This is a genomic window from Cellulomonas hominis, assembly GCF_005239125.1.
Lineage (GTDB): Bacteria > Actinomycetota > Actinomycetes > Actinomycetales > Cellulomonadaceae > Cellulomonas > Cellulomonas hominis_A.
The window spans coordinates 1-22771 of record NZ_SZYE01000047.1; the positions used below are offsets into that span (position 1 = coordinate 1).

Sequence of the window (22771 nt, forward strand, 5' to 3'; positions counted from 1 at the left end):
GCGCCGGGCCCGCCGGGACGCGCAGGCGGACTGGCCGGGTGCGGTGCGGGCGCGGCGGCCGACGCCGCGCCCGCACCGCCCCGGCGGCGCCGTCAGCCCAGCAGGGACCGCGCCGCCCCCGCGATGCCCTCGGCGTTGATGCCGAAGTGGTCGAGCAGCCACTCCACCGACCCGGTCGGCGCGAACTGGTCCTGCACGCCCACCATCCGCATCCGGGCGGGCTCCCGCCGGGCCAGCAGCTCGGCCACGGCCCCGCCGAGGCCGCTCACGAGCGCCTCCTCGACGGTGACGACGCCGCGGGTCTCCCGCGCGGCCGCCACCAGGGCCTCCTCGTCCAGCGGCTTGATCGTCGGCACCGCGAGCACGCGCGCGTCCACGCCGCCCGCGGCGAGGAGCTCCGCCGCCGCCAGCGCCCGGGACACGACCGTCCCCGTGGCGGCGATCGTCACGTCGGCGCCGTCCCGGAGCGTCGTGGCCCGCCCGGGGACGAACTCGTACCCCTCGGGGTTCACGTCCGGCACGCCCATCCGGGACACCCGCACGAACACCGGCCCGTCGTGCTGCGCCGCCCAGCGCAGCGCCTGCCGCGTCTCGGCCGGGTCCGCCGGCACGATCACGGTGAGGCCGGGGATGGTCCGCAGCCACGCCAGGTCCTCGATCGAGTGGTGGGTCGGGCCGAGCTCCCCGTACGCCATGCCCGGGCTCTGCCCGACCAGGACGACGTGGTGCTGGGAGTAGGCGGCGTCGACCTTGATCTGCTCCATCGCGCGCGCGGTGAGGAAGCACGCCGCCGCGGAGACGAACGGGATCTTCCCGCCGTTGGCCAGGCCGGCGCCGACGCCGACCATGTCCTGCTCGGCGATGCCGACGTTGATCAGGCGCTCCGGGAACCGCTGCTGGAACGGGGCGAGCTTGCTGGACCCCACCGAGTCGTTGACGACCGCGACGATCCGGTCGTCCTGCTCGGCGAGCTCGACCAGGGCCTCGACCCAGGCGTCCCGGCAGTCGTGCAGCGCGGGGCGCTCCGTCGTGGTGGTCACTTGTCCTCCAGCTCGGCCAGGGCCTGCGCGACCTGGTCCTCCGAGGGGACCTTGTGGTGCCAGGCGACGTCGTCGGACATGAACGAGATCGGGTGCCCCTTGTGGGTGTGCGCGATCACCGCGGTCGGCTTCCCGGAGGCCGCCGGGACCGCCGCGAACACGTCGACCAGCGCGCCGTGGTCGTGCCCGTCCACCTCGACCACCTCGAGCCCGAAGGCCGCGAGCTTGTCGGCCAGCGGCTCGAGGTCGTTGGTGTCCTCGACCTTCGCGCCCTGCTGGAGCCGGTTCCGGTCGACGATCACGCACAGCCGGTCCAGGCGGTGGTTCCCGGCGGTCATCAGCGCCTCCCAGTTCGACCCCTCCTGCAGCTCCCCGTCGCCGACGACGACGAAGGTGCGCCGGGCGGAGCCGTCGAGCTGGCCCGCGAAGGCGGTGCCGACGGCGATCGGCAGGCCGTGCCCGAGGGGGCCGGTGCTCGCCTCGACCGCGGCGATCTTGGTCCGCGCCGGGTGCCCGTTGAGCTGGGACTGCGGCTGCATGAACGTGCTGAGCTCCTGCGGCGGCAGGAACCCGGCCGTCGCGAGGGTGGTGTAGAGCGCGGCCGCGGCGTGGCCCTTGGACAGGATGAACCGGTCGCGGTCGGGGTCGGCCAGCCGGTCCGGCGCGATGTCCGCCGCGTGCAGGTACAGGGTGACGAGCACGTCGATGACGGAGAACTCCCCGCCGATGTGCCCGAGCCCCGCCGCCCGCACCATCCGGATGTCCCGCCGGCGCACCGCGCGCGACGCCGCCCGCAGGTGCGCGACGACCTCCTCGCGCGTCGCGCCGGCGGGGGTGCGGCCGAACACCCGCAGGGCCTCGGTCGGGACGGCGCCCACCTCGGGGACCAGGTCCTCCTCGACGGTCATGCTCCGCTCCTCATGCTGCTGAACAGCGCGTCCTGCACGATCCGCTGCGCGCCCATCGCGTCCTGGGCCTCCTGCGCGGCGCGCAGCGCGTCCACGTCCACCTCGTCCAGGGCCCGGTGGATCGCCTTGAGGAACCGGATCGACAGCTGCGCGGCCTCGACGGTGTCCTCGCGGAACGGGAACTGGTCGAGCTGCCAGACGCCCTCCCAGCCGTTGACCTTGAGGGTGTAGAAGAACTCGAAGACCTCGACGGGGTGCACGGTGCCGACGACCATGTCGTCGTCCCAGCCGCGGAGGTTGTCGTTGACGTCCATCGCCCACAGCAGCCCGTGGTCGATGAGCAGCTGCGCCGACGCGGCGGGCGACTCCCCGCCGAACAGCGCGTGGCCGAAGTCGAGCAGGACGCCGACGTTGTCGACGCCCATGGCCTGGATGCCGAGGACGGTCTTGGCGGCCGAGTCCCAGAACATCTTCTGGCGCGGCTCGCGCGGCTTGTACTCGATCACCATCTTCACGTCGGGGTTCGCCTGCGCGAGCTCGCGCATGCCGGACACCGCGAGCTCCCACTGCCGGGCGTGCGAGACCTGGAACGGGTAGTCCCAGCCGTCCTGGCCGGGCCACACCTTCAGGTACTTCGCGCCGAGGGTCCGCACGACGTCGGCGGCCTCGGTCAGGAACGCCAGCAGGTCCGCCCGGACCTGCGCGTCCGGGTTGGTGAAGGCGCCCTTGGCGTACGTGCGCATGTAGATCTCGGGGGTGACGCCGATGGCCTTCAGGCCCTGCGCCTCGAGCGCCTTGGCGACGTCGTCGACGGTGACGCCCTCGGTGAACGGGTAGGGCACGTCCACGTAGGACAGGTCGCCGACCGCGCCGGCGCGCTCGATCTGCTCGAGCGTCGTCACGGGCGGCGCGTAGCCGTCGGTGGCGTACCGGTCGACGTAGGAGGCGAAGTGCCACAGGCCGGCGCCGAACGCGGGGAGCGGGGTGGTGGTGGACATATCTATTCAACTCCGATCGTTGATGCACCCAGTGTGCCACGCGGGGCGGACCGGGCGCCAGGGTCGTGCGCCGGGGAGGGAGGTCGGGTGGGCCGGCGGCGCGGCCGGGAGCGCAGGGGCCCCGGCCGCGCCGGGCGGGTCACTCGAGGGCGAACAGGGTGTAGCGGTCGACGTTCGAGGCGTCGATCAGCACGCAGTCCACCGACTGCTTCTCGGGCTGCCCGGTCTCGCCGGTGCGGATGTACTCGTCCGCCTGCTCGACGGCCATCTCCGCGATCTGCACGGCGGGCTGCAGTCCGGTGGCCAGGAGCTTGCCGTCCTTGATCGCCGCGGCCGCGTCGGGGCTGCCGTCGAAGCCGGCGACGGTGATCTTCCCGGTCAGGCCGGCGGCGTCGACGGCGGCCACGGCCCCGAGGGCCATGGTGTCGTTGCCCGCGATGATGCCCTGGATGTCCGGGTCCTTCTGCAGCAGCGTCTCGATCTTGGTGAACGCCTCCTGCTGGTCCCAGTTGGCCGTCTCCTGCGCCGCCATCTGCAGGTCGGGGTACTGGTCGATCACCGCGTGGTAGGCGTCGGACCGCACGCCCGCGTTGGTGTCCGTCTCCCGGCCGAGCAGCTCGATGTACCGGCCCTTGCCCTCGAGCGCCTGGACGAACGCCTCGCCGACCAGGCCGGCGCCCTGGGCGTTGTTCGAGACGATCTGCGACTTCGCCACGCCGGTCTCGTTGATCTCGCGGTCGATGAGGAACACCGGGATGCCGGCGTCCTCGGCCTTCTGCACCGCGCCGATCGTGACGTCGGCGCCCGCGTTGTCGAGGATGATCGCCTTCGCGCCGTTGGAGATCGCGGAGTCGATCAGCTGGCTCTGCTTGTTCGGGTCGTCGTCGTGCGAGTCGGACTGCGCGTCGTAGCCCAGCTCCTCGGCCTTCGCGGCGGCGGCGTCGGCCTCCGCCTTGAAGAACACGTTGTCGTGGGACGGGGTGATGACGGCGATCAGGCCGCCGGCCTCGCCGCCGCCGGCGCTCTCGCTGTCGGCGGCCTGGGTGGTCTCGCCGCCGCTGCCGCCCGAGGAGCCGGAGCAGCCCGCGAGCGCGAGGACGGAGAACGCGGCAACGAGCACCGCGCCGTTGCGGAACGTGCGTCGCATCTGGAGTACCTCCTGTGAGATGGCCGGGCCGGGTCAGCGGGCGCCGGAGGGGGTGGCTGCCGCCAGGTCGCGCTTGACGCTCTGCGCGGCGACGGCGGCCGCGCGGGCGTTCTTCAACCTCTGCTGGCCCTGGTCGAGCATCACGGCGAGCACGATGACCAAGCCCTTGATCACCGTCTGCCAGAAGGTGGACACGCCCACCATGACCAGGCCGTCGGAGAGGAAGCCGATGACGAACGCGCCGATCAGCGCGCCCTTGACCGTGCCGCGGCCGCCGGCGAGCGAGGCGCCGCCGATCACCACCGCGGCGATGGCGTTGAGCTCGAAGGTGTTGCCGGTCTGCGGCGCGGCCGAGGTCAGCTCGGAGGCGATGATCAGGCCGGCCATCGCCGCGCAGACGCCCGAGATGATGTAGACGCGCATCTTGACCGAGCGCACCGGGACGCCCGCGAGCTGGGCCGCGCGCTCGTTGCCGCCGGTGGCGTACAGGTGCCGCCCGAACGGGGTCCGGGTGACCAGCACCCACACCACGACGGCGAACGCGACCATGATCCAGATCGCCGTCGGGATGCCGAGCGGGCGCGCGACCCCGAGGAACGAGAAGCCGGTGTTGCCGAGCTCGGGGTCGCCCTGCAGCCGCGGGAACGTCGAGCCGTTCGAGATCAGCAGCGCGGCCCCGCGGGCGATGTACAGGGTGCCGAGGGTCGCGATGAACGGCGCCACGGCGAACCGCGTGATCAGCACCCCGTTCAACGCGCCCACCAGGCCGCCGACCGCCAGGGCCACGACGATCACCACCCACACGGCCGGGTACGCGGTGGTGTCGAACACCGACAGCTCCCAGCCCTGGAGCAGCACACCCGACACGATCCCGGAGAGCCCCACGATCGACCCGATCGACAGGTCGATGCCGCCGGTGACGATGACCAGCAGCATGCCCAGCGCGAGGATCGCGTTGTACGCGACGTGCTTCGTCATCGTGATGAGGTTCGTCGGCGTCAGGAACGCGTCCGACAGCAGCGAGAACACGATGATCAGGACGATCAGCGCCACGAACGCGCGCTGGTCCAGGAGGAACTCGCCCACGCCCCGCTTCGCCTGCGGGACGGGGGTGCGGGTGGTGCCGGGGCTCTGCGTCGTCGTCGCCATCAGTGCTCCTCGGGGGTCGGGTCCGGCGCCGCGGGGAGGGTGGGCGCGCCGGGGTCGGTGCGGGTCGTCGTGCCGGCGGCGTCGTCCGGGACGGTGACGTCGGAGGCGGCCATCAGCCGCTCGCGGTCGGTGGTGCGGGGGTCGAGCACGGCGGCCACGCGGCCGCGCGCCATGACGACGATGCGGTCGCAGGCGTGCAGCACCTCGCCGACCTCGCTGGTCGCGAACAGCACGCCGATGCCCTTGCGGGCCTCCTCGGCCATGAGGGCGAAGATGTCGGCCTTCGCGCCGACGTCGATGCCGCGGGTGGGCTCGTCGAGGACCAGGAGCTGCGGCCGGGTCATCAGCGCCCGCCCGATCACGACCTTCTGCTGGTTGCCGCCCGACAGCGAGCCGATCGGCGCGTCCTGCCCGGCCGCCTTGACGCGGACCTGGGCGGCGACGTCGTCGATCGCCGCGCGCTCGTCGCGGGACCGGATGAACAGCCCGCGCACGAACCGCTCCACCGCCGACAGGTTCATGTTCCGGCCGACCGACAGCGCCTGGACCAGCCCGTCGCGCTGCCGGTCCTCCGGGACGAGCACCAGCCCGGCCTCGATGCGCTCCCCCACGCTCGCGTGCGTGAGGTCGCGGCCGTCGAGCACGACCCGGCCGCCCAGCACCGGGTTGCGGCCGGCCAGCGCCTCCAGCAGCTCGGTGCGGCCCGCACCCATCAGGCCGTAGACGCCGACCACCTCGCCCGCGTGCACCGTGAGGTCGACGCCGCGGACGGCGAGGCGCTCCGGCTGGTCGGGGTCGGAGACGATCAGCCCCTCGATCTCCAGCAGCGGCCGCCCGGGGTCGTGCGCCATCGGGGCGAACAGCGCGCTCTCGTCGCGGCCCACCATCTGCGCGACGATCCAGCCCAGGTCGACCTCGGCCATGGGCGCGCGGGCGACGATGCTGCCGTCCCGCAGGACCACCGCGGTGTCCGCGATCTCCAGGCACTCGTCCAGGTGGTGCGAGATGTAGATGATCGACACGCCCCGGGCGGTGAGCTCTCGGATCACCCGGAACAGCACGTGCACCTCGGCCGCGGACAGCGCCGACGTGGGCTCGTCCATGATCAGCACCCGGGTGTCCTCGGACAGCGCCCGGGCGATCTCGACCAGCTGCTGCTGGCCCAGCCGCAGCTCGCCGACCAGGGTGGTCGGGTTCAGCGGCTCCTCGAGGTGCTCCAGCAGCGTCCGCGCCGCCTCCCGCTGCCGCGGGAAGTCGACGAACGCCCCCTTCGTCCGCTCGCGGCCGATGAAGATGTTGTCGGCGATCGACAGGTTGGGGCAGAGGTTCAGCTCCTGGTGGATGATCGCGACGCCGTGCGCCACCGCGTCCGCCGGCGAGGCGAACACGACGGGCTCGCCGTCCAGCTCGATCGTCCCGGTGGTGGGGCGCTCCACGCCGGCGAGGATCTTCATGAGCGTGGACTTGCCCGCGCCGTTCTCCCCGATCAGGGCGGTGACCTGCCCGCGACGGACCTCGAAGTCGACGCCGCGCAGCGCGTGCGTGCCGCCGTAGACCTTGGCGACGCCGGTCGCGCGCAGGAGGACGTCGTGCGGGGCGTCGAGCGACCCGGCCTCCGGCGCCGCGGCGGTCACGAGGCGGCCTCGATCTGCACCGGCACCAGCGTCACGTGGTCGATCGCCCCGCCGGTCTTGGACACCCAGGTGAAGGCGCCGACCACGTCGACGGTCTGCCCCAGGAGCGACTGCGGGTCGAGGTCGCCGTACACGTCCTCGACGGCGTGGTTGTTCAGCTCGATGGCCACGTTCTGGAACTCCGTCTGGTTGACGAAGTCGCCGAAGGTCAGGTCCGTGCCGGCGTCGCGCAGGGCGGTGTTCGAGCCGAACGGCGGGATCGCGACGCCGACGGTGACGCCCGGGGGCATCGACGGGACCTCGAGGCCGATCTCGCCGAACCCGCCCTCGACCACCGTCCCCGTGGCGGAGGCGGCGAAGCTCCACGGCTTGCCCTCGTCCTCGCGGCTGCCGAACTCTTCGCCGGCGGCGTCCGGGTCGGCGACCAGGGCCGCGACGAGCTCGTCGAGCGGCTGCGCGGCGTCGACCACGGCGGGCACCACGACCTGCTCGTAGTTCTCGTCGGCGTACTCGACCGCGGTGTCGGCGGCCTGGGCGACGGACCCGGCGGGCACGAACGTGGTGCTCGCCAGGGCGGCCGCGACGACCGCCACGGCGACGACGGGCCCGACGACCGCCGGGCGGCGCCACAGCGGCCGTCGGCGCACGTGTTCGGAGACCATGGCTCTCCCTCGAGTAGGTGTGGTGGTGCGGGTGGGGCGGGTCAGCCGGCGACGGCGTGGCCCCGGGACCGGGCGACCGCCCGCGCCCACGCGGCGCGGGCCGGCGCGGGGTCGGTCCCGGACGGGTGGATCCGCCGGCGCACCCCCGCCGCCTCGCCCGCGTGGCCGAGGGTGCGCCGCGCGAGCAGGGCGGCCCCCAGCGCGGAGGCCTCGGGCGCGTCGCCGACCTGCACGGGGCGGCCGATCAGGTCGGCCTGGACCTGCATCAGCACCGCCGACCCGGTCGCGCCGCCGTCGGCGCGCAGCACGTCGACGCGGGCCAGCCCGTCGGACTCGATCGCGTCGACCACGTCGGCGACCTGGTGGGCCACCGCCTCCAGCGCGGCGCGGGCGAGGTGCGCGCGCGTGGTCCCGGCGGTCACACCGACGAGCACCCCGGTGGCGGCGCGGTCCCAGTACGGCGCGCCGAGGCCGGAGAAGGCGGGGACGAACGCGACGCCGCCCGCGTCCGGAACCCCCGCGGCGAGGTCGGTGAGGAAGGCGCCGCCGGAGGTGCCGGCGGGGCGGCCGAGCGTCGTCGCCATCCAGTCCAGCGCGGAGCCCGAGGCGACGATGTTGCCCTCCCGGGCGAAGGTGGGCGCGCCGCCGACGTGCCAGGCGAGGGTGGTGGTGATCCCGTCGGGCGCCGGCATGGCCGAGGCGGTCGGGGTCATCACGGACGAGCCCGTGCCGTAGGTCGCCTTGCCGGTGCCGGGCTCGGTGCAGCCCTGCGCGTACATCGCCGCGTGCGAGTCGGCGAGCACGGCGACCACCGGCACGCCGGCGGGCAGCGCGCCGCCCGCCCGGGTGCGGCCGAACCCGGCGTCCGACCCGCGCGGCTCCGGCAGCGCGCCGCGCGGGATGCCGAACAGGTCGAGCAGCTCGGGGTCCCAGGCGCAGGTCGCGAGGTCGAGCAGCAGGGTCCGCGAGGCGTTGCCCAGCTCGGTGGCGTGCTCGCCCGTGAGCGCGTGCACGAGCCAGGAGTCCACGGTGCCGAGCACGACGGCGTCCGCCGGGACCCCGGCGGCGAGCGCCGCGTCCAGGGCCGCGCGCATCTTGGGCGCGGAGTACATCGGGTCGAGGGCGAGGCCGGTGCGCTCCCGCACGCGCTCGGCGGCGCCCGGGTCGGCCGCGGCGAGGTCGGCGCACCACGCGGCGGTCCGCGCGTCCTGCCAGCCGAGCACCGGGCCGAGCGGCTCGCCGGTGCGCCGGTCCCAGCAGACGACCGACTCGCGCTGGCTCGCGATCGCGATGCCGAGCAGCGGCACGTCGCCGCCGACGTCGAGGCACGCGCGCGCCGCGGCGAGGGTCGCGTCCCGGAGCTCGGCGGCGTCCTGCTCCACGTGGCCGGGGGCGGGGAAGGCGATGCCGAGCGGCCGGGACGCGGCGGCGAGGACGGCGCCCGTGGCGGCGTCGACGAGCACCGCCTTGGTGTTCGTGGTCCCCTCGTCGAGGGCCAGCACCGCGCCACCGCCGGCGCGGCCCGTGCCGGCCGTCGCGATCGCCCCGTCGCTCATCTGCATATCCATTCCACTCTGAATGAAGTAGCCTCACCGTACGGAGCGGCAGAATGGGCTGTCAACCATCCGTGACCACATCGTGTCGAAGGAGACGCCCGTGGCTCGTGACGTCGTCGTCGTGGGGTCGATCAACGCCGACCTGATCCTGCAGGTCGAGCGGCACCCGCGACCCGGGGAGACCCTGCTGGGCCGCACCTCCACCGTGCTGCCCGGGGGCAAGGGGGCGAACCAGGCGGTGGCGGCCGCGCGGCTCGGGGCGGACGTCGCGATGGTGGGCGCCGTGGGCGAGGACGCCTACGCCGCCACCGCGCTCGCCGGCCTGCGGGACGCGGGCGTGGACCTCACGCACGTGCGCACGGTGGACGCGCCGACGGGCCTGGCCGTGGTGACCCTGTCGGACGACGGCGAGAACACCATCGTCGTGCTGCCCGGCGCGAACGCGACGGTCACGCCGCACCGGGTCGACGACGCCGAGGACCTGGTGGCCGGGGCCCGGGTCTGCGTCGTCCAGGCCGAGATCCCGCTCGCCACCGTCGCGCACGTCGCGCGGCTGGCGGCGGCGGGCGGCACCCGCCTGGTGCTCAACGTCGCCCCCGCGGCGGAGCTGCCCCCGGAGACGGTCGCCGCGGCCGACCCGCTCGTGGTGAACGAGCACGAGGCGGCGATCCTGCTCGGGCGGCGGTACGCGGACCCCGCGGAGTCCGCGCGCGAGCTGGCCGCGCGGGGCGTCCGGTCGGTGGTCGTCACGCTCGGGGTCGGCGGCGTCGTCGGGGTGGCGGACGGTGCGACCTGGTCGCTGCCCGCCCGGCGGGTCGACGCGCTCGACACCACCGGGGCCGGGGACGCGTTCGTCGGCGCGCTCGCCGCCGGGATCGCGGACGGCCTCGCCGTCGAGCAGGCGGCGGCGCTCGCGACCCGGGTGGCCGCGGCGTCGGTGACGCGGCTCGGGGCGCAGCCGTCCTACCCCTGGCGGGGAGACGACCTGCCCTGAGGGGCGCCGGCTACGGCCGGGCGTCCGCGGGGGCAGGCTCCGCGCCGGCCGGCGGCCCGTCCGCGGCCGCCAGGCGCGTCGCGGTGCCCACGTCCGTGACCAGCACCGTCAGCCAGCCGCCGCGCAGCGCGCCGAGGATCGCGTCGTGCTTGCGCTCGCCGCCCGCGACGCCGATCCGGCGCGGGATCGCCCGGAACCGCTCGGGGTCGATGCCCACCACCCGGGCGTCGAAGTCGGAGCGCACGACGGCCCCGTCGGCGTCCAGGTACCGCAGGCAGATGTCCCCCACGGCGCCCGCGGCCCGCAGCTCGTCGGCGTCCCGCTCCGCGACCGAGTTCCCGGACTCGCGCAGCAGCGGGGAGGGCTGCAGCGAGCCGATGCCGACCAGCGCGGTGGTCAGCCCGCCCCAGGACTCCATCACCGCCGCCACCGCCGGGTCCTCGACGAGCACCTGGCGCGCGGACGGCGAGCCGAGCACGCCGGGCGCCGGCATGAACACCGGCTCGGCCCCGGTGGCGTCCGCGAACAGGCTGATCAGCCGGGAGGCCTGCACCTGCACCCGCGACTCCCCCACGCCGCCGACGATCTGGATGACCTGGTCCACCACCCGCGCCGGCGACCGGCGCATGGCCGCGGCGGCCGCCAGCAGCGTGGCCGACCACGAGGAGATGCCGACGACCTCGCCCCCGGTCAGGGTCGCGTCCAGGTAGGTGGCGAGACCCGACCCGAGCGCGGGCGTCACCTCGCCCTCGTCGCCCGAGACGTCGACGACCACGGCCTCCGCGAGCCCGTACCGGCGCTCGAGCGCCTCCTCCAGGTCGGTGTGCACCCCGGCGGGCACGGTCACGATGGTCCGGACGATGCCGACCTCCGCGGCGCGCGCGAGCAGCCGCGACACCTTGGACTGCGAGACGTGCAGCTCCTGGGCGATCTCCGTCTGCCGGGCACCGCGCTCGTGGTACATCAGCGCGATCTTCGCCATCAGCCGCGTCTGGTCGCTGGCGCCGACGGGGCCGCGCCTCCTGCCGGGACTGACGCTCATGGGGACCTCTCGACGGCAGGTGGCGGCGCTGCGGGACGACCTGGGAGCGTACCGCCCGCGGACGCCCGGGTGGACTCGCGCGGGACCAGGACGGGCCGGATCACACGCCGGGGGACGCGCTCCCCGGACCGGATCCGGTGCAGGATCATCTCGAACCCGGCGCGGCCGAGCCCGACGAAGTCCATCGACACCGACGACAGCGCCGGGCTGTAGAACCGGGCGTCCGGCATGTCGTCCACCCCGACGATCGCGTAGTCGCCGGGCGGCACGAGCCCGCGGGACCGCAGGGCGCTCATGAACCCGAGCGCCATCTGGTCGTTCCCCGCGAACACCGCGGTGAACGAGCCGGCGTCCACCCGCTCGCCGATCGCCGCGCCCGACGCCGCCGACCAGTCGCCGCGGGGCACCGGCAGCGCGGGCAGCCCCGCGGCGGCCAGCACGTCCCGGTAGCCCCGCTCGCGCTCGACGCCCTCGTTGACGCCCTCGGGGCCGGCGAGGTGCAGGACCCGCTCGTGGCCGAGCGCCACCAGGTGCTCGGTCGCGAGCACCCCGGCCTCGTAGGAGTCGACGGTCGCGGAGTCGGCGAGCGGCCAGGACCGGCCGGCCAGGATCACCACGGGCACCCGCTCCCAGACCCGCTCCAGCAGGTCCTCGATCCCGGGGTGGGACGAGGACACGACGATCCCGTCGACGCGGGCCGAGAGGAACCGGTCCAGGGCCCGGTGCATCCAGTCCGGGGCGTCCGAACCCGCCGGGTCCGCCTCGAGCTGGACGCTCAGCAGCGAGTACCCGGCCGCGGCGGCGGCCTGGTTCAGCCCGCTGATGGTCGACCAGCCCCCGTAGAGGGACGGGCCGGTCGTGAGCACCCCGACCGTGCGCGTGGCGTTGACCCGCAGGCTCCGGGCGGACTGGTTGAGCCGGTAGTCCAGCTCCGCGATCGCGGCCTCGATGCGCTCGCGGGTCTCGGCGCCCACGTACCCGGTGCCGGTGAAGTACCGGGACACCGTCTGCGCGGAGACGCCCGCGAGCCGGCCGACGTCGGCCATCTTCGGCGGCCTCGCCGGGCTGTCCTGGTGGGTCATGGGCGTCTCTCCGGCGCGGTTCGGGGACCCCGCCGACTCTAGCGGCGGGCGCGGGACTGAGTCTTGAATTTTCATGCGTTACCGATTCGTGATGCACAACCTCTTGTGGTCCGTCGTAGGTGATCGATAACTTATCGCTCGGAGACGTCATCGAGGACGAGGTCGGCACGGGCAGCGACGCCCGCCGACCACCACCCCCGCGGGACACCCCGCACGCCTCGGCAGGCACCGAGGCCGACCGCCAGGAGACGCCGTTGACCCGCATCCCCGACCCGCACGCCGACCCCGACCGGCACGCCGTCCCCGCCGACCGGCGGTGGCGCCTCGGCGAGACGCCGTGGCTCGACCGCCCGTTCCCGGCCCCCCGGGCCCGCGTGATCGTCGACAACGACTTCTCGGGGGACCCGGACGACCTCTACCAGCTGGTGCACCACCTGCTGTCGCCCTCCGTGCGCATCCCGCTGCTGGTGGCCTCGCACCTGCGCCCGGACGACCCGCTCGACCCGGGCCCGGACACCGCCGCGAACGCCGAGGCGGTCCTCGCCGACGTGCTGGCGCGGATGGGCGCCGAGCAGGACGGGTGCGTGGTCCGCGGCGCGGCCGCGGCCCTCGTCGACGCCGCCACGCCCCAGGACTCCCCGGCCGCCCGGGCCATCGTCGCCGAGGCCATGCGCGACGACCCGGCACCGCTGTTCTACGCCGCCGGCGGCGGGCTCACCGACCTGGCGTCGGCGTACCTGCTGGAGCCGCGGATCGCCGAGCGCCTCGTCCTGGTGTGGATCGGCGGCCCCGAGCACGACGGCCTCGCGCTCCCGCCGCGGGACGCGATGCCCGTCGAGTACAACCTGCTGATCGACGTCACCGCCGCGCAGGTGCTGTTCGACGCCCCGGCCCTGGAGATCTGGCAGGTCCCGCGCGACGTCTACCGCCAGTGCCTGGTCTCGGACGCCGAGCTGCGCCGCCGCGTCGCGGCGACCGGCCCGCTGGGCGCGTACCTCTACGACGAGGTGCGGTACGAGCAGGACCGGGTGCACGAGTTCGGGATGCCGGTCAGCGAGTCGTACGCCCTCGGCGACTCGCCGCTGGTCCTGCTGACCGCCCTGCGGTCCACCTTCGAGCCGGACGCGGCGTCGTCGGCGTACGTCGAGCGCCCCACCCCGCAGCTCACCGCGGACGGCACCTACCGCCCGGTGCGCGGCAGCCGCCCCATGCGCGTCTACACCCACGTCGACACGCGCCTGATGTTCGAGGACTTCTTCCACAAGCTCGACGAGTTCGCCCGGTGGCAGGCCGGCGCCTGACCCGACCGGGCCGGCTCCCCCTGCTCCACCACCACGCAACGACCACTCACCACGATGGAGGCACACGTGCGCAAGACGACGAGGTTCGCGGCCACGGCCGGGGTGCTCGCGCTGGGGCTGACCGCCTGCAGCAGCGGCGGCGACGACGCGGCGGAGGGCGGAGACCAGACGGTCACCGTCTGGACGCTCACGCAGGAGGAGGCCCAGAAGACGGCGTGGGACGCCCTCGTCGCCGGCTTCGAGGAGGCCAACCCCGGCATCACGATCAAGACCGAGGAGCGGGCGACCGACGCGCACAAGGACGCGCTGCGCCAGGCGGCCGGCACCGACTCGCTCCCCGACCTGTACCGGTACTGGGGCGGGCCCGGTCTCGGCGGCGAGCTGGTCACCGCCGGCGTGAGCGCCGACCTCACGTCCTTCTACGACGAGTACGGCTGGGCGGACGAGCTCACCCCGGCGGCCCTCGCGAACGCCACCCAGTACGACGGCTACCACGGCGTCCCGTTCATCCAGGCGACGGAGGCCGTGTTCTACAACAAGGCGCTGTTCGAGCAGGCCGGCATCACCGAGCTGCCGACGTCCTACGACGACCTCGTCGCCGCCGCGCAGCAGCTCAAGGACGCGGGCATCACCCCGATGACGTTCGGCGGCACCGTCAACTGGCACGTCATGCGGCTGCTGGACTCGCTCATCGAGACCGAGTGCGGCGCCGACACCGCGGACGAGCTGACCACCGGCGACGGCGACTGGGGCGCCGAGGCCTGCGTGACCGACGCGTTCACCGAGCTCGAGAGCTGGGGCGCGGACTACCTCAACCCCGGGTTCATGGGCATCAGCAACGACGACGCGGCGCAGCTGTTCTACAGCGGCCAGGCCGCCATGACCATCGAGGGCGACTGGTACGGCCCGATGGCCGTCGACGGCGGCCTGCCGCAGGAGGACCTGGGGATCTTCACGTTCCCGACCGGGACCGGGCGCACGTACGGGTTCGGCGAGCTGCTCTACCTGACGCCCGCCGCCAAGAGCCCCGACGCCGCGGCGACGTTCCTCGACTACATGGTCTCGCCGGAGGGGCAGGAGAAGCTCGGCACGGCCTTCGCGTCGATCTCCGTGAACTCGTCCGTGGAGCCCGCGGCCGACGCCCCGCTGGGCGCCGACTGGCAGGCGATCATCGGCGCCGGCGAGGGCCTCTACGTGAACAACGACCAGAACTTCTCCACGGCGGAGACCACGGAGTACTGGCGGATCCAGAACTCGGTGCTCACCGGTGAGCTCGACCCGGCGGACGCCGGGGCCGAGTTCCAGAAGTGGCGCGACGCGAACAACTGACCAGGCGCTCCGGGGCGGGGCCGCGTCGCCCCGCCCCGGAGCCCGGAGCCCGTCTGGAGTCGATGATGACCGCCCTGACCTCCCGCCAGGACCCGCCGACCGCCCCACCGCGCACGGGCCGGCGCCACCGGCCGTTCCTGACCGCCCTGCCCTACCTGATCCCGGCCGTCGCCCTGTACGGCTACTTCATCGTCTACCCGATGCTCGACTCGATCCGGCTGTCCTTCTACCGGTGGTCGGGCTTCCGCACCGAGACGCCCGAGTTCGTCGGGCTCGACAACTACCAGCGGTTGTTCACCGCGGACCCGGTGTTCTGGAAGGCGTTCGGCAACTCGGTCATCTGGGTCGTGCTGTCCCTGCTGATCCCGATGGTGCTCGGGCTGCTGCTGGCGCTCGGGCTCAACCGCCGGCTGGTCGGCCGCAACCTCATGCGGTCGGTCCTCTACATCCCGGCCGTGTTCGCGTCGATCACCGTCGCGGCGATGTGGCGGTGGATCTACAACCCGACGCTCGGCCTGGTGAACCAGGGCCTGGAGGCGGTCGGCCTCGGCAGCTGGGCGCAGTCCTGGCTCGGCGACCCGTCGATCGCGCTGTACTCGGTGTTCGCGGCCTCGGTCTGGCAGGCCGTCGGGTTCCCGATGGTGCTGTTCCTCGCCGGCCTGCAGTCGGTGCCGCCGGAGCTGGTCGACGCCGCGAAGATCGACGGCGCCGGGACGTGGCAGGTGTTCCGCAACGTGACCCTGCCGGCGCTGCGCCCGACCACGGTCGTCGTCGTGATCCTCACGATCATCAACTCGCTCAAGGTGTTCGACCTGATCGTCGGCATGACCGGCGGCGGCCCCGCGCAGTCGACGCAGGTGCTCGCGCTCTGGTCGTACACGCAGTCGTTCACCAACCACAGCTTCGGGGCGGGCGGCGCGGTCGCGACCGTGCTCCTCGTGCTGTCGCTCTGCCTGGTGGTGCCCTACCTGGCCTGGTCGATGAAGGGAGACGACAAGTGAGCGACAAGCTGGCCGTCCCGGTCGCCGTGACCCGCCGCGCGCGCCCCGTGACGGGCGCGCCGAGCACCGGCGCCGCCCGCCGCCGGCGGCGTGACTACGCGGGGATCGGGCTGTGGATCGCGCTCGTGCTGACCTCGCTGCTGTGGGCGCTGCCGTTCGTCATCATGTTCCTCACCTCGGTGAAGTCGACCGCGGACATCAGCAGCACCGCGCCGTGGTCGCTGCCGACGACGTGGGAGTGGGGCAACTACGCCGAGGCGTTCCGGGTCGGCTCCCTCGGCACCACCGGTCTGAACAGCCTGGTCATCTCGCTGATCAAGGTGCCGGTGGGCCTGTTCCTCGCCGCGGCCGCCGCGTTCGCGATCGCCCGGCTCCGGTTCCGGGCGCACCGGCTGGTGCTCGGGCTCATCGCGATCGGGTCGATGGTGCCGATCCAGATCGCGCTGGGCCCGCTGTTCAGCACGATGCTCTCGCTCGGCCTGCTCGACTCCCGGCCCGGCCTGCTGCTGCCGTACCTCGCGTTCGGCATCCCGTACGCCGTGTTCGTGCTCTACGGGTTCTTCCGGGCGATCCCCGACGAGCTCGAGGAGTCGGCCCGGCTGGACGGCGCCTCGACCTTCCGGATCTTCCTGCAGGTGATCCTCCCGCTGGCCAAGCCGGCGCTCGCGGCGCTGTTCATCCTGGACTTCGTCGGCACCTGGAACGAGTACGCCATGGCCACGACGCTGCTGCGGTCCCAGGACAACTGGACCGTGCCGCTCGCGGTGCAGAGCTTCTCCACCCAGCACGGCACCGACTACGGTCCGCTGAACGCGTTCATCATCCTGTCCGCGGTGCCCGTGGTGATCGTGTACCTGATGTTCCAGCGCTACTTCGTCCAGGGTGCCCTCGCCGGCGCCGTGAAGGGCTGACCACCATGAAGCGACGCGGCATCCTCAACGCCCCGCTGTCGGGGCACCTCGCCCGGCTCGGCCACACCGACCTCGTGGTCGTCGCCGACGCCGGGCTGCCGGTCCCGCCGCACGTCCCCGTCGTGGACCTCGCGGTGGTCCTCGGCCTGCCGGCCTTCACCGACGTGCTGGACGCGCTGCTCGACGAGGTCGTCGTCGAGCACGCGTGGATCAGCGCCGACGCCGAGGCCGGGCCGCCCGCGGGCTGGGTCGACGCCCGGCTCGCGGAGCCGGCGGAGCGGGTGCCGCACGACCGGCTGAAGGCGATGGTCGGCGACGCGCGGGTGGTCGTCCGGACCGGCGAGGCGACCGCCTACGCCAACGTCGTGCTGCGGTGCGGGGTGGCCTTCCCGGTCTGAGCCGCGCCGACGCTCACCCCCGGGGGGTGAGCGTCGCCGCGGGGCCCGCGGCCTACGGTCGAGCCACCGGGCGGTGCGGGCCCACCGCGGCCCGGCGCACGAGGGGGGCTCCGATGACCGACGCGCGCACCACCGCACGGGGCGCGGGCAGCGTCCTGGCGGCCACCTGCCTGTCGACGCTGGTGGTCAACGCCAACACCTCGGCGGTGAGCATCCTGCTCCCGGCGATCAGCGCCGACACCGGGACGTCGGTGGACACGCTGCAGTGGGCGGTCACCGGCTACTCGCTGGTCGGTGCCGCGGTCATCATCACCGCCGGCTCCCTCGGTGACGTGTTCGGCCGCAAGCGGGTGTTCCAGCTCGGGCTGCTGCTGTTCGTGCTCTCCTGCGTGCTGATCGCGCTGTCCCAGGACGGGGCCGGGGTCATCGTCGGCCGGCTCATCCAGGGCGCCGCGGGCTCGACGATCCTGGCGTGCGGGCTGAGCCTGCTGTCCGTCGCGAGCGACGGCGAGGACCAGCTCCGGTCGGTGTCGCTGTGGGGCGCCGCCGCGGCGGTCGGCGCCGCGGCGGGCCCGCTGGTCGGCGGCGTGCTGGTGGACCTGACGGGCTGGCAGGGGCTGTTCTGGATCGACGCGGGGGTCGGCGTCGTCTGCATGGTCATCACCTACCTGACCGTCGCCGAGTCGAAGGACCCGAACCGGTCGCGCACCATCGACTACCTCGGCACGGTCCTGGTCGCGCTGACCCTGGCCGCCCTGATCCTCGGCGTGAGCAAGAGCGGCGACTGGGGCTGGCTGTCCGCGGCCACGATCGGCTGCCTGGTGGTCAGCGTCGTCGCCGGCTGGCTGTTCGTCGTGGTCGAGAAGCGGGTCGCGGTGCCGCTGCTGGACCTGGCGCTGCTGCGCAACCGCGTCCTGGTCGGCGCGACGCTCGCGATCCTCATCGGCGCCGGCACGATCAACGGCCTGATGTACCTGCTCAGCCTCTACTTCCAGGACCCCGCCGCGCTGGGCTTCAGCTCCCTGCAGGCCGGGCTCGCGACGCTGCCCGCGACCGTCGGCCTCGTGATCGTGGCGCCCCTGGTGCCGCGGATGACCAAGCGGGTCGGCGGCCGGCAGGTCATCGGCGTCGGCTTCCTGCTGACCACGGCCGGGTTCGTGATCGTCGGGTTCGTCCAGGCCGGCTGGGGCTACGGGGCGTTCCTGCTGCCGCTGATCGCGATCGCGGTCGGGATGGGCCTGTCGAACGGGCCCTCGTCCTCCGCGGCGACCGCGGTCGTCCCCCAGGAGCAGGTCGGCTCGGCCTCCGGCGTCTCGAACATGGCCCGGTACGTCGGTGCGGCGGTCGCGACGGCCATCGCGGCGACCGTGTACGCGTCGGTGCGCGCCGACCGGACCGCCACCGGCTCGCCGCCGTCCGACGCGCTCGCGTCCGGGCTCGCCGCGGCGGCCTGGGTGATGGCCGTGCTGAGCGCGCTCGGCATCCTGCTCGCGGTGGTCGCGATCCGGCGGCACCGCGCGGCGCAGGGCACGGTGCAGGACGCGGCCGCGGCCGCCGCCGCGCACCTCATCACGCTGCCGACCTCCGCCGCCGGGGCGGTGTCGCGGACCGCCGCCGGCCCCGCGGCCCGCCCCGCGCCCGCCGCCGGCGACCGGCCGGCACCCACCACCCCGGGAGAGCCCTCGTGACCACCACGTCACCCGCCCCGTTCACCCGCGGCGACTACGCCGCCCGCATGGCCCGGGTCGTCGCCGACGCCGGCGCCGCCGGGCTCGACGGGGTGCTCGTCACCCCCGGCCCCGACCTGGTGTGGCTCACCGGGTACCAGCCGACGGCGATCACGGAGCGGCTGACCCTGCTGGCGCTCACCGCGGACCGCGAGCCCACGCTGGTCGTGCCCCGGCTCGAGCGCCCCGACGCGGAGGGCGCCGCGGGGACGGCGGCCACGGCGGTCGTCGACTGGGTGGACGGCGCCGACCCGTACGCGGCCGCGAGCGCCGTGCTCCGCGACGGCGCCCGGTACGCCGTGTCCGACAGCGCCTGGGCGCTGCACCTGCTCGGGCTCCAGGCGGCGCTGCCCGGCACCGGGTTCTACGCCGTCACCGACCGGCTGCCGATGCTGCGCGCCGTGAAGGACCCCGACGAGCTCGCGCGCCTCGCCGCGGCCGGGGCCGCCGCCGACGCGACGTACGAGCAGATCCTGCACGTGCCGTTCGCCGGCCGCCGGGAGACCGACGTCGCCGCCGACCTCGCCGACCTGCTGCGCGAGCACGGGCACGAGCAGGTCGACTTCACCGTGGTCGGGTCGGGGCCCAACGGGGCGAACCCGCACCACGAGGCGGGCACCCGGGTCATCGAGGACGGCGACTGCGTGGTGCTCGACTTCGGCGGGCTGCTGGCCGGCTACGGCTCGGACACCAGCCGGACCGTCAGCGTGGGCGAGCCCGGCGCGGAGGTCAGCCAGGTGCACGAGGTCGTGCGGCTCGCGCAGCAGGCCGGGGTCGACGCGGTGCGGCCGGGCGTCGCCTGCCAGGACGTCGACCGGGCCGCGCGGGCCGTGATCGCCGACGCCGGGTACGGCGAGCGGTTCATCCACCGCACCGGGCACGGCATCGGCGTCACCACGCACGAGCCGCCCTACGTCGTCGAGGGCGAGGAGCTGCCGCTCGTGCCGGGGATGTGCTTCTCGGTCGAGCCCGGGGTGTACCTGCCCGGCCGGTTCGGGGTGCGGATCGAGGACATCGTCACCGTCACCGCGGACGGGGTGCGGCGGCTGAACACGACCTCCCGCGAGCTGCGGGTCGTCGGGTGAGAGCGACGCGGCGCCGTGCCGGCGTCGCGCGGGGGTGCGGGAGGAGCACGTTGTGGACCTGAGCGAGCGGGTGGCCGAGCAGATGCCGCGCGTCCGGAGCGAGCTGGCCGAGCTGGTGGCGATCCCGTCGGTCGCCGACCCCCGGCAGTTCCCGCCCGAGGCGTGCGCCCAGGCGGCGCGGTGGGTGGCCGACGCCTTCCGGGACGTCGGGTTCGCCGACGTCGCGCTGCACCGCACGGCCGACGGCAGCGACGCGGTCGTCGGCTCGCGCCCCGCCGCCGACCCCGGCGCGCCGACCGTCCTGCTGTACGCCCACTACGACGTGCAGCCGCCGCTCGACGACGCGGCCTGGCGGACGCCGCCGTTCGCGCTGACCGAGGCCGGCGGGCGCTGGTACGGCCGCGGCGCCGCCGACTGCAAGGGCAACATCCTCATGCACCTGGCGGCGCTCCGGGCGCTCGGCGACGACGTCCCCGTGCACCTCAGGCTCGTCGTCGAGGGCTCCGAGGAGCAGGGCACCGGCGGGCTCGAGGACTTCGTGCCGCGGAACGCCGACCTGCTGCGGGCCGACGCGGTGCTGGTGTGCGACACCGGCGACGCCGCCGTCGGGGTGCCGGCCGTGACCGTCAGCCTGCGCGGCATGGTGAACGTGGTCGTGCGGGTCGACGCGCTGCCCACCGAGCTGCACTCCGGGATGTTCGGCGGCCCCGCCCCGGACGCGCTCGCCGCGCTCATCGCGGTGCTGGCGTCGCTGCGGTCCGCCGACGGCGACACCACGGTGCGGGGCCTCGACCACGGGCAGACCTGGCCCGGCGCGCCCTACGACCCGGACACCTTCCGCGCCGACGCGCAGGTGCCCCCCGGGGAGGCGCTGCTCGGGTCCGGGACGGTGTCGGACATGCTCTGGGCCCGGCCGGCGCTGACCGTCCTGGGCATCGACTGCCCGCCCGTGGTCGGGTCGACCGCCGCGATCGTGCCGCGGGCCGCCGCCCGGCTGAACCTGCGCATCCCGCCGGGCACCGCGCCCGCCGACGCGCTGGCCGCCCTCACCGCGCACGTCACCGAGGCCGCGCCGTGGGGGGTCGCGGTGACCGTCGACGTGGAGGCGACCGGCTCCCCGTTCCGCGCCGCCACCGACGGGCCGGCCTACGAGGCCATGCGCACCGCCATGCGGGAGGCGTTCGGCCGGGACATGGTGCTGCTCGGGCAGGGCGGGTCGATCCCGCTGTGCACCGTGTTCGCCGAGACCTACCCCGACGCGGAGATCCTGCTGCTCGGCGTCGAGGAGCCGCAGGCGCTGATCCACGCGCCCAACGAGAGCGTCGACCCCCGGGAGATCGAACGGCTCGCGACGGCGGAGGCGCTGTTCCTCCAGCGGTACGCGGGGCGAGGTTGAGACCGAGGTCCCTGGCGGTCGCCGGATGCATCCGATAGGGGGAAGGCCCTGCTGAGGGCGGTGCGCCCTGTCGTACGGTGACGGCATCCCGCACGCCGCCGCGACCCGACCGGGTCCGTCCTCGGCCTGCGCCGACCCCCGACGGGACCCTCCACGCATGCGCCGCACCCTCACCGCCCCGGTCCTCGCGCTCGCCCTGGCGGCCGCACCGGTCCTGGCGGTCGCCGCTCCCGCGGCCGCCGCCGCGCCGACCGCGACCGTCGTCGTCGCCGAGTCGCTGCTGGCCATCGGCAGGACGTCGGTGGTCACGATCACCTTCTCCGAGCCGGTCACCGGGTTCGACACGGGCGACCTCGTGGCCGACGGCGGCACGATCAGCAACCTGGCGACGTCGGACAACGTGACCTTCACCGCGCTGCTCACGCCCGAGCCCGACGTCGTGGTGGGGAACGGCGCGGTCGTGGTGGCCAACCACGGCGTCGTCGACGGCTCGAACGTCCCGGGGACCGGGACCAGCCGGTCGAACGCGTACTGGGTCGACACCGTGCGGCCCGTCGGGACCATCACGCTCGGCAGGACGAGCCTGCGCATCGGCGACACCGCGACCGTCACCGTCGCGTTCGACGAGGCGGTCACCGCGTTCACCGCCGCCGACCTCGTCGTCCAGGGCGGCACGGTCAGCGGCCTGTCGAGCAGCGACGGCGGCATCACCTGGACCGCGACGCTCACGCCCGCGGCCGACGTCACCGCGACCGGCCAGGTCATCACCCTCGCCAACGGCGCCGTCGCGGACCTGGCCGGCAACACGGGCGCCGGCACCAGCACCTCCCCCGCGTACTCCGTGGACACCCAGCGGCCGACCGCGAGCATCGCGAGCAGCGTCGCCACGGTCCGCGCGGGCGAGACCGCCACCGTCGTCGCCACCTTCTCGGAGCCGGTGTCCGCACCGACCGGGCCCGGTCTCGCGGCGACCAGCGGCACGCTCACCCCCGCGACCAGCGCCGACGGCGGCCTCACCTGGACGTCGACCTTCACCCCCGCCCCGGGCGTGCGCGGGACGGCCGCGCTCACCCTGGACCTGTCGACCGTCACCGACGCGGCGGGCAACGTCGGCTCCGGGACCACGATCGGACCGGTCCTCGACGTGCGCACCGTGCCGCTCACCGCGACCGTCGACGTGTCGGGGCCGCGCCTGACGAGCACGACGACCGCGCGCCTCACCGTCACGTTCTCCGAGCCGGTGGCCTCGGGCGTCGCCGCCGCCCTGCGCACCCCCGGCGCCACGCTCGGCGGACTGGGCACCGCCGACGGGGGCCTCACCTGGACCGGCACGCTCACCGGCGCCCCCGGCACCGAGTCCGCGGCCGCCGCGGCCACCCTCGACCTCACGGCGCTCCGCAGCGCGGACGGC

The 22771-nt window shown here is 74.5% G+C and carries 20 protein-coding genes; 10 read left to right on the top strand and 10 right to left on the bottom strand.

Going from position 1 to position 22771, the window contains the following annotated elements; all coding sequences use genetic code 11:
* Positions 1 to 92: 92 nt before the first annotated feature.
* The 8 genes from FA014_RS08085 to FA014_RS08120 all read right to left on the bottom strand — a co-directional run bounded on the left by FA014_RS08085 (position 93) and on the right by FA014_RS08120 (position 9094).
* Entirely contained in the window at positions 93 to 1040 is a 948-nt protein-coding gene (locus FA014_RS08085; protein WP_154729182.1) for a transketolase family protein, read from the bottom strand.
* The gene (locus FA014_RS08090; RefSeq protein ID WP_154729183.1) at positions 1037 to 1948 is read right to left on the bottom strand and encodes a transketolase; all 912 of its coding nucleotides are present in this window, start codon (positions 1946 to 1948) and stop codon (positions 1037 to 1039) included. The genes FA014_RS08085 and FA014_RS08090 overlap by 4 nt, the downstream gene beginning before the upstream one ends.
* The gene (locus FA014_RS08095; RefSeq protein ID WP_154729184.1) at positions 1945 to 2946 is read right to left on the bottom strand and encodes a TIM barrel protein; all 1002 of its coding nucleotides are present in this window, start codon (positions 2944 to 2946) and stop codon (positions 1945 to 1947) included. Before FA014_RS08095 ends, FA014_RS08090 begins: the two co-directional genes overlap by 4 nt.
* A 139-nt stretch (positions 2947 to 3085) precedes the next feature.
* On the bottom strand, positions 3086 to 4093 hold the full coding sequence (locus FA014_RS08100; protein WP_154729185.1) for a D-ribose ABC transporter substrate-binding protein: 1008 nt from the start codon (positions 4091 to 4093) through the stop codon (positions 3086 to 3088).
* Between the two features lie 33 nt (positions 4094 to 4126).
* Positions 4127 to 5242 carry an ABC transporter permease gene (locus FA014_RS08105; RefSeq protein ID WP_154729186.1) on the bottom strand — a complete coding sequence of 372 codons (1116 nt, stop codon included), beginning with the start codon at positions 5240 to 5242 and terminating at the stop codon, positions 4127 to 4129.
* Positions 5242 to 6876 carry a sugar ABC transporter ATP-binding protein gene (locus tag FA014_RS08110; RefSeq protein ID WP_154729187.1) on the bottom strand — a complete coding sequence of 545 codons (1635 nt, stop codon included), beginning with the start codon at positions 6874 to 6876 and terminating at the stop codon, positions 5242 to 5244. Before FA014_RS08110 ends, FA014_RS08105 begins: the two co-directional genes overlap by 1 nt.
* Positions 6873 to 7538 (bottom strand): DUF2291 family protein, encoded by a 666-nt coding sequence (locus FA014_RS08115; protein WP_154729188.1) that lies wholly within the window; start codon positions 7536 to 7538, stop codon positions 6873 to 6875. The genes FA014_RS08110 and FA014_RS08115 overlap by 4 nt, the downstream gene beginning before the upstream one ends.
* Before the next feature lie 41 nt (positions 7539 to 7579).
* Positions 7580 to 9094, bottom strand: coding sequence for an FGGY family carbohydrate kinase (locus FA014_RS08120; RefSeq protein WP_195969207.1), 1515 nt, complete (start codon positions 9092 to 9094; stop codon positions 7580 to 7582).
* A 100-nt stretch (positions 9095 to 9194) separates the two neighbouring features.
* Here FA014_RS08120 and FA014_RS08125 point away from each other — a divergent pair, with 100 nt between their 5' ends.
* On the top strand, positions 9195 to 10088 hold the full coding sequence (locus FA014_RS08125; protein ID WP_154729190.1) for a ribokinase: 894 nt from the start codon (positions 9195 to 9197) through the stop codon (positions 10086 to 10088).
* A gap of 10 nt (positions 10089 to 10098) precedes the next feature.
* On the opposite strand, the gene FA014_RS08130 is transcribed toward FA014_RS08125, so the two are convergent.
* Both FA014_RS08130 and FA014_RS08135 read right to left on the bottom strand, forming a co-directional pair.
* Positions 10099 to 11130: a sugar-binding transcriptional regulator gene (locus FA014_RS08130; protein ID WP_154729191.1), complete on the bottom strand. Its 1032-nt coding sequence runs from the start codon at positions 11128 to 11130 to the stop codon at positions 10099 to 10101.
* Positions 11127 to 12212 (bottom strand): LacI family DNA-binding transcriptional regulator, encoded by a 1086-nt coding sequence (locus tag FA014_RS08135; RefSeq protein WP_195969208.1) that lies wholly within the window; start codon positions 12210 to 12212, stop codon positions 11127 to 11129. The genes FA014_RS08130 and FA014_RS08135 overlap by 4 nt, the downstream gene beginning before the upstream one ends.
* Positions 12213 to 12331: 119 nt before the next feature.
* Between FA014_RS08135 and FA014_RS08140 the strand changes: the two genes are divergently transcribed.
* From FA014_RS08140 to FA014_RS08180, 9 genes are all read left to right on the top strand, one after another.
* Positions 12332 to 13513 carry a nucleoside hydrolase gene (locus FA014_RS08140; RefSeq protein WP_230322968.1) on the top strand — a complete coding sequence of 394 codons (1182 nt, stop codon included), beginning with the start codon at positions 12332 to 12334 and terminating at the stop codon, positions 13511 to 13513.
* A 54-nt stretch (positions 13514 to 13567) separates the two neighbouring features.
* Complete coding sequence (locus FA014_RS08145; protein WP_154729193.1) at positions 13568 to 14842, top strand: ABC transporter substrate-binding protein; 1275 nt, start codon at positions 13568 to 13570, stop codon at positions 14840 to 14842.
* Between the two features lie 65 nt (positions 14843 to 14907).
* Positions 14908 to 15843: a carbohydrate ABC transporter permease gene (locus FA014_RS08150; RefSeq protein WP_154729194.1), complete on the top strand. Its 936-nt coding sequence runs from the start codon at positions 14908 to 14910 to the stop codon at positions 15841 to 15843.
* A complete protein-coding gene (locus tag FA014_RS08155; RefSeq protein ID WP_154729195.1) occupies positions 15840 to 16754 on the top strand; it encodes a carbohydrate ABC transporter permease in 915 nt (304 codons plus the stop codon). The genes FA014_RS08150 and FA014_RS08155 overlap by 4 nt, the downstream gene beginning before the upstream one ends.
* Before the next feature lie 5 nt (positions 16755 to 16759).
* Positions 16760 to 17152 (top strand): D-ribose pyranase, encoded by a 393-nt coding sequence (gene rbsD / locus FA014_RS08160; protein ID WP_154729196.1) that lies wholly within the window; start codon positions 16760 to 16762, stop codon positions 17150 to 17152.
* 113 nt (positions 17153 to 17265) lie between these two features.
* A complete protein-coding gene (locus FA014_RS08165) occupies positions 17266 to 18840 on the top strand; it encodes an MFS transporter (protein WP_154729197.1) in 1575 nt (524 codons plus the stop codon).
* Positions 18841 to 18887: 47 nt separating this feature from the next.
* The gene (locus FA014_RS08170; RefSeq protein ID WP_195969209.1) at positions 18888 to 19964 is read left to right on the top strand and encodes an aminopeptidase P family protein; all 1077 of its coding nucleotides are present in this window, start codon (positions 18888 to 18890) and stop codon (positions 19962 to 19964) included.
* 52 nt (positions 19965 to 20016) lie between these two features.
* Entirely contained in the window at positions 20017 to 21360 is a 1344-nt protein-coding gene (locus FA014_RS08175; RefSeq protein WP_154729199.1) for a dipeptidase, read from the top strand.
* Between the two features lie 157 nt (positions 21361 to 21517).
* Positions 21518 to 22771, top strand: a 1254-nt coding sequence (locus FA014_RS08180; protein ID WP_230322969.1) for an Ig-like domain-containing protein, incomplete at its 3' end; no start/stop codon positions are given.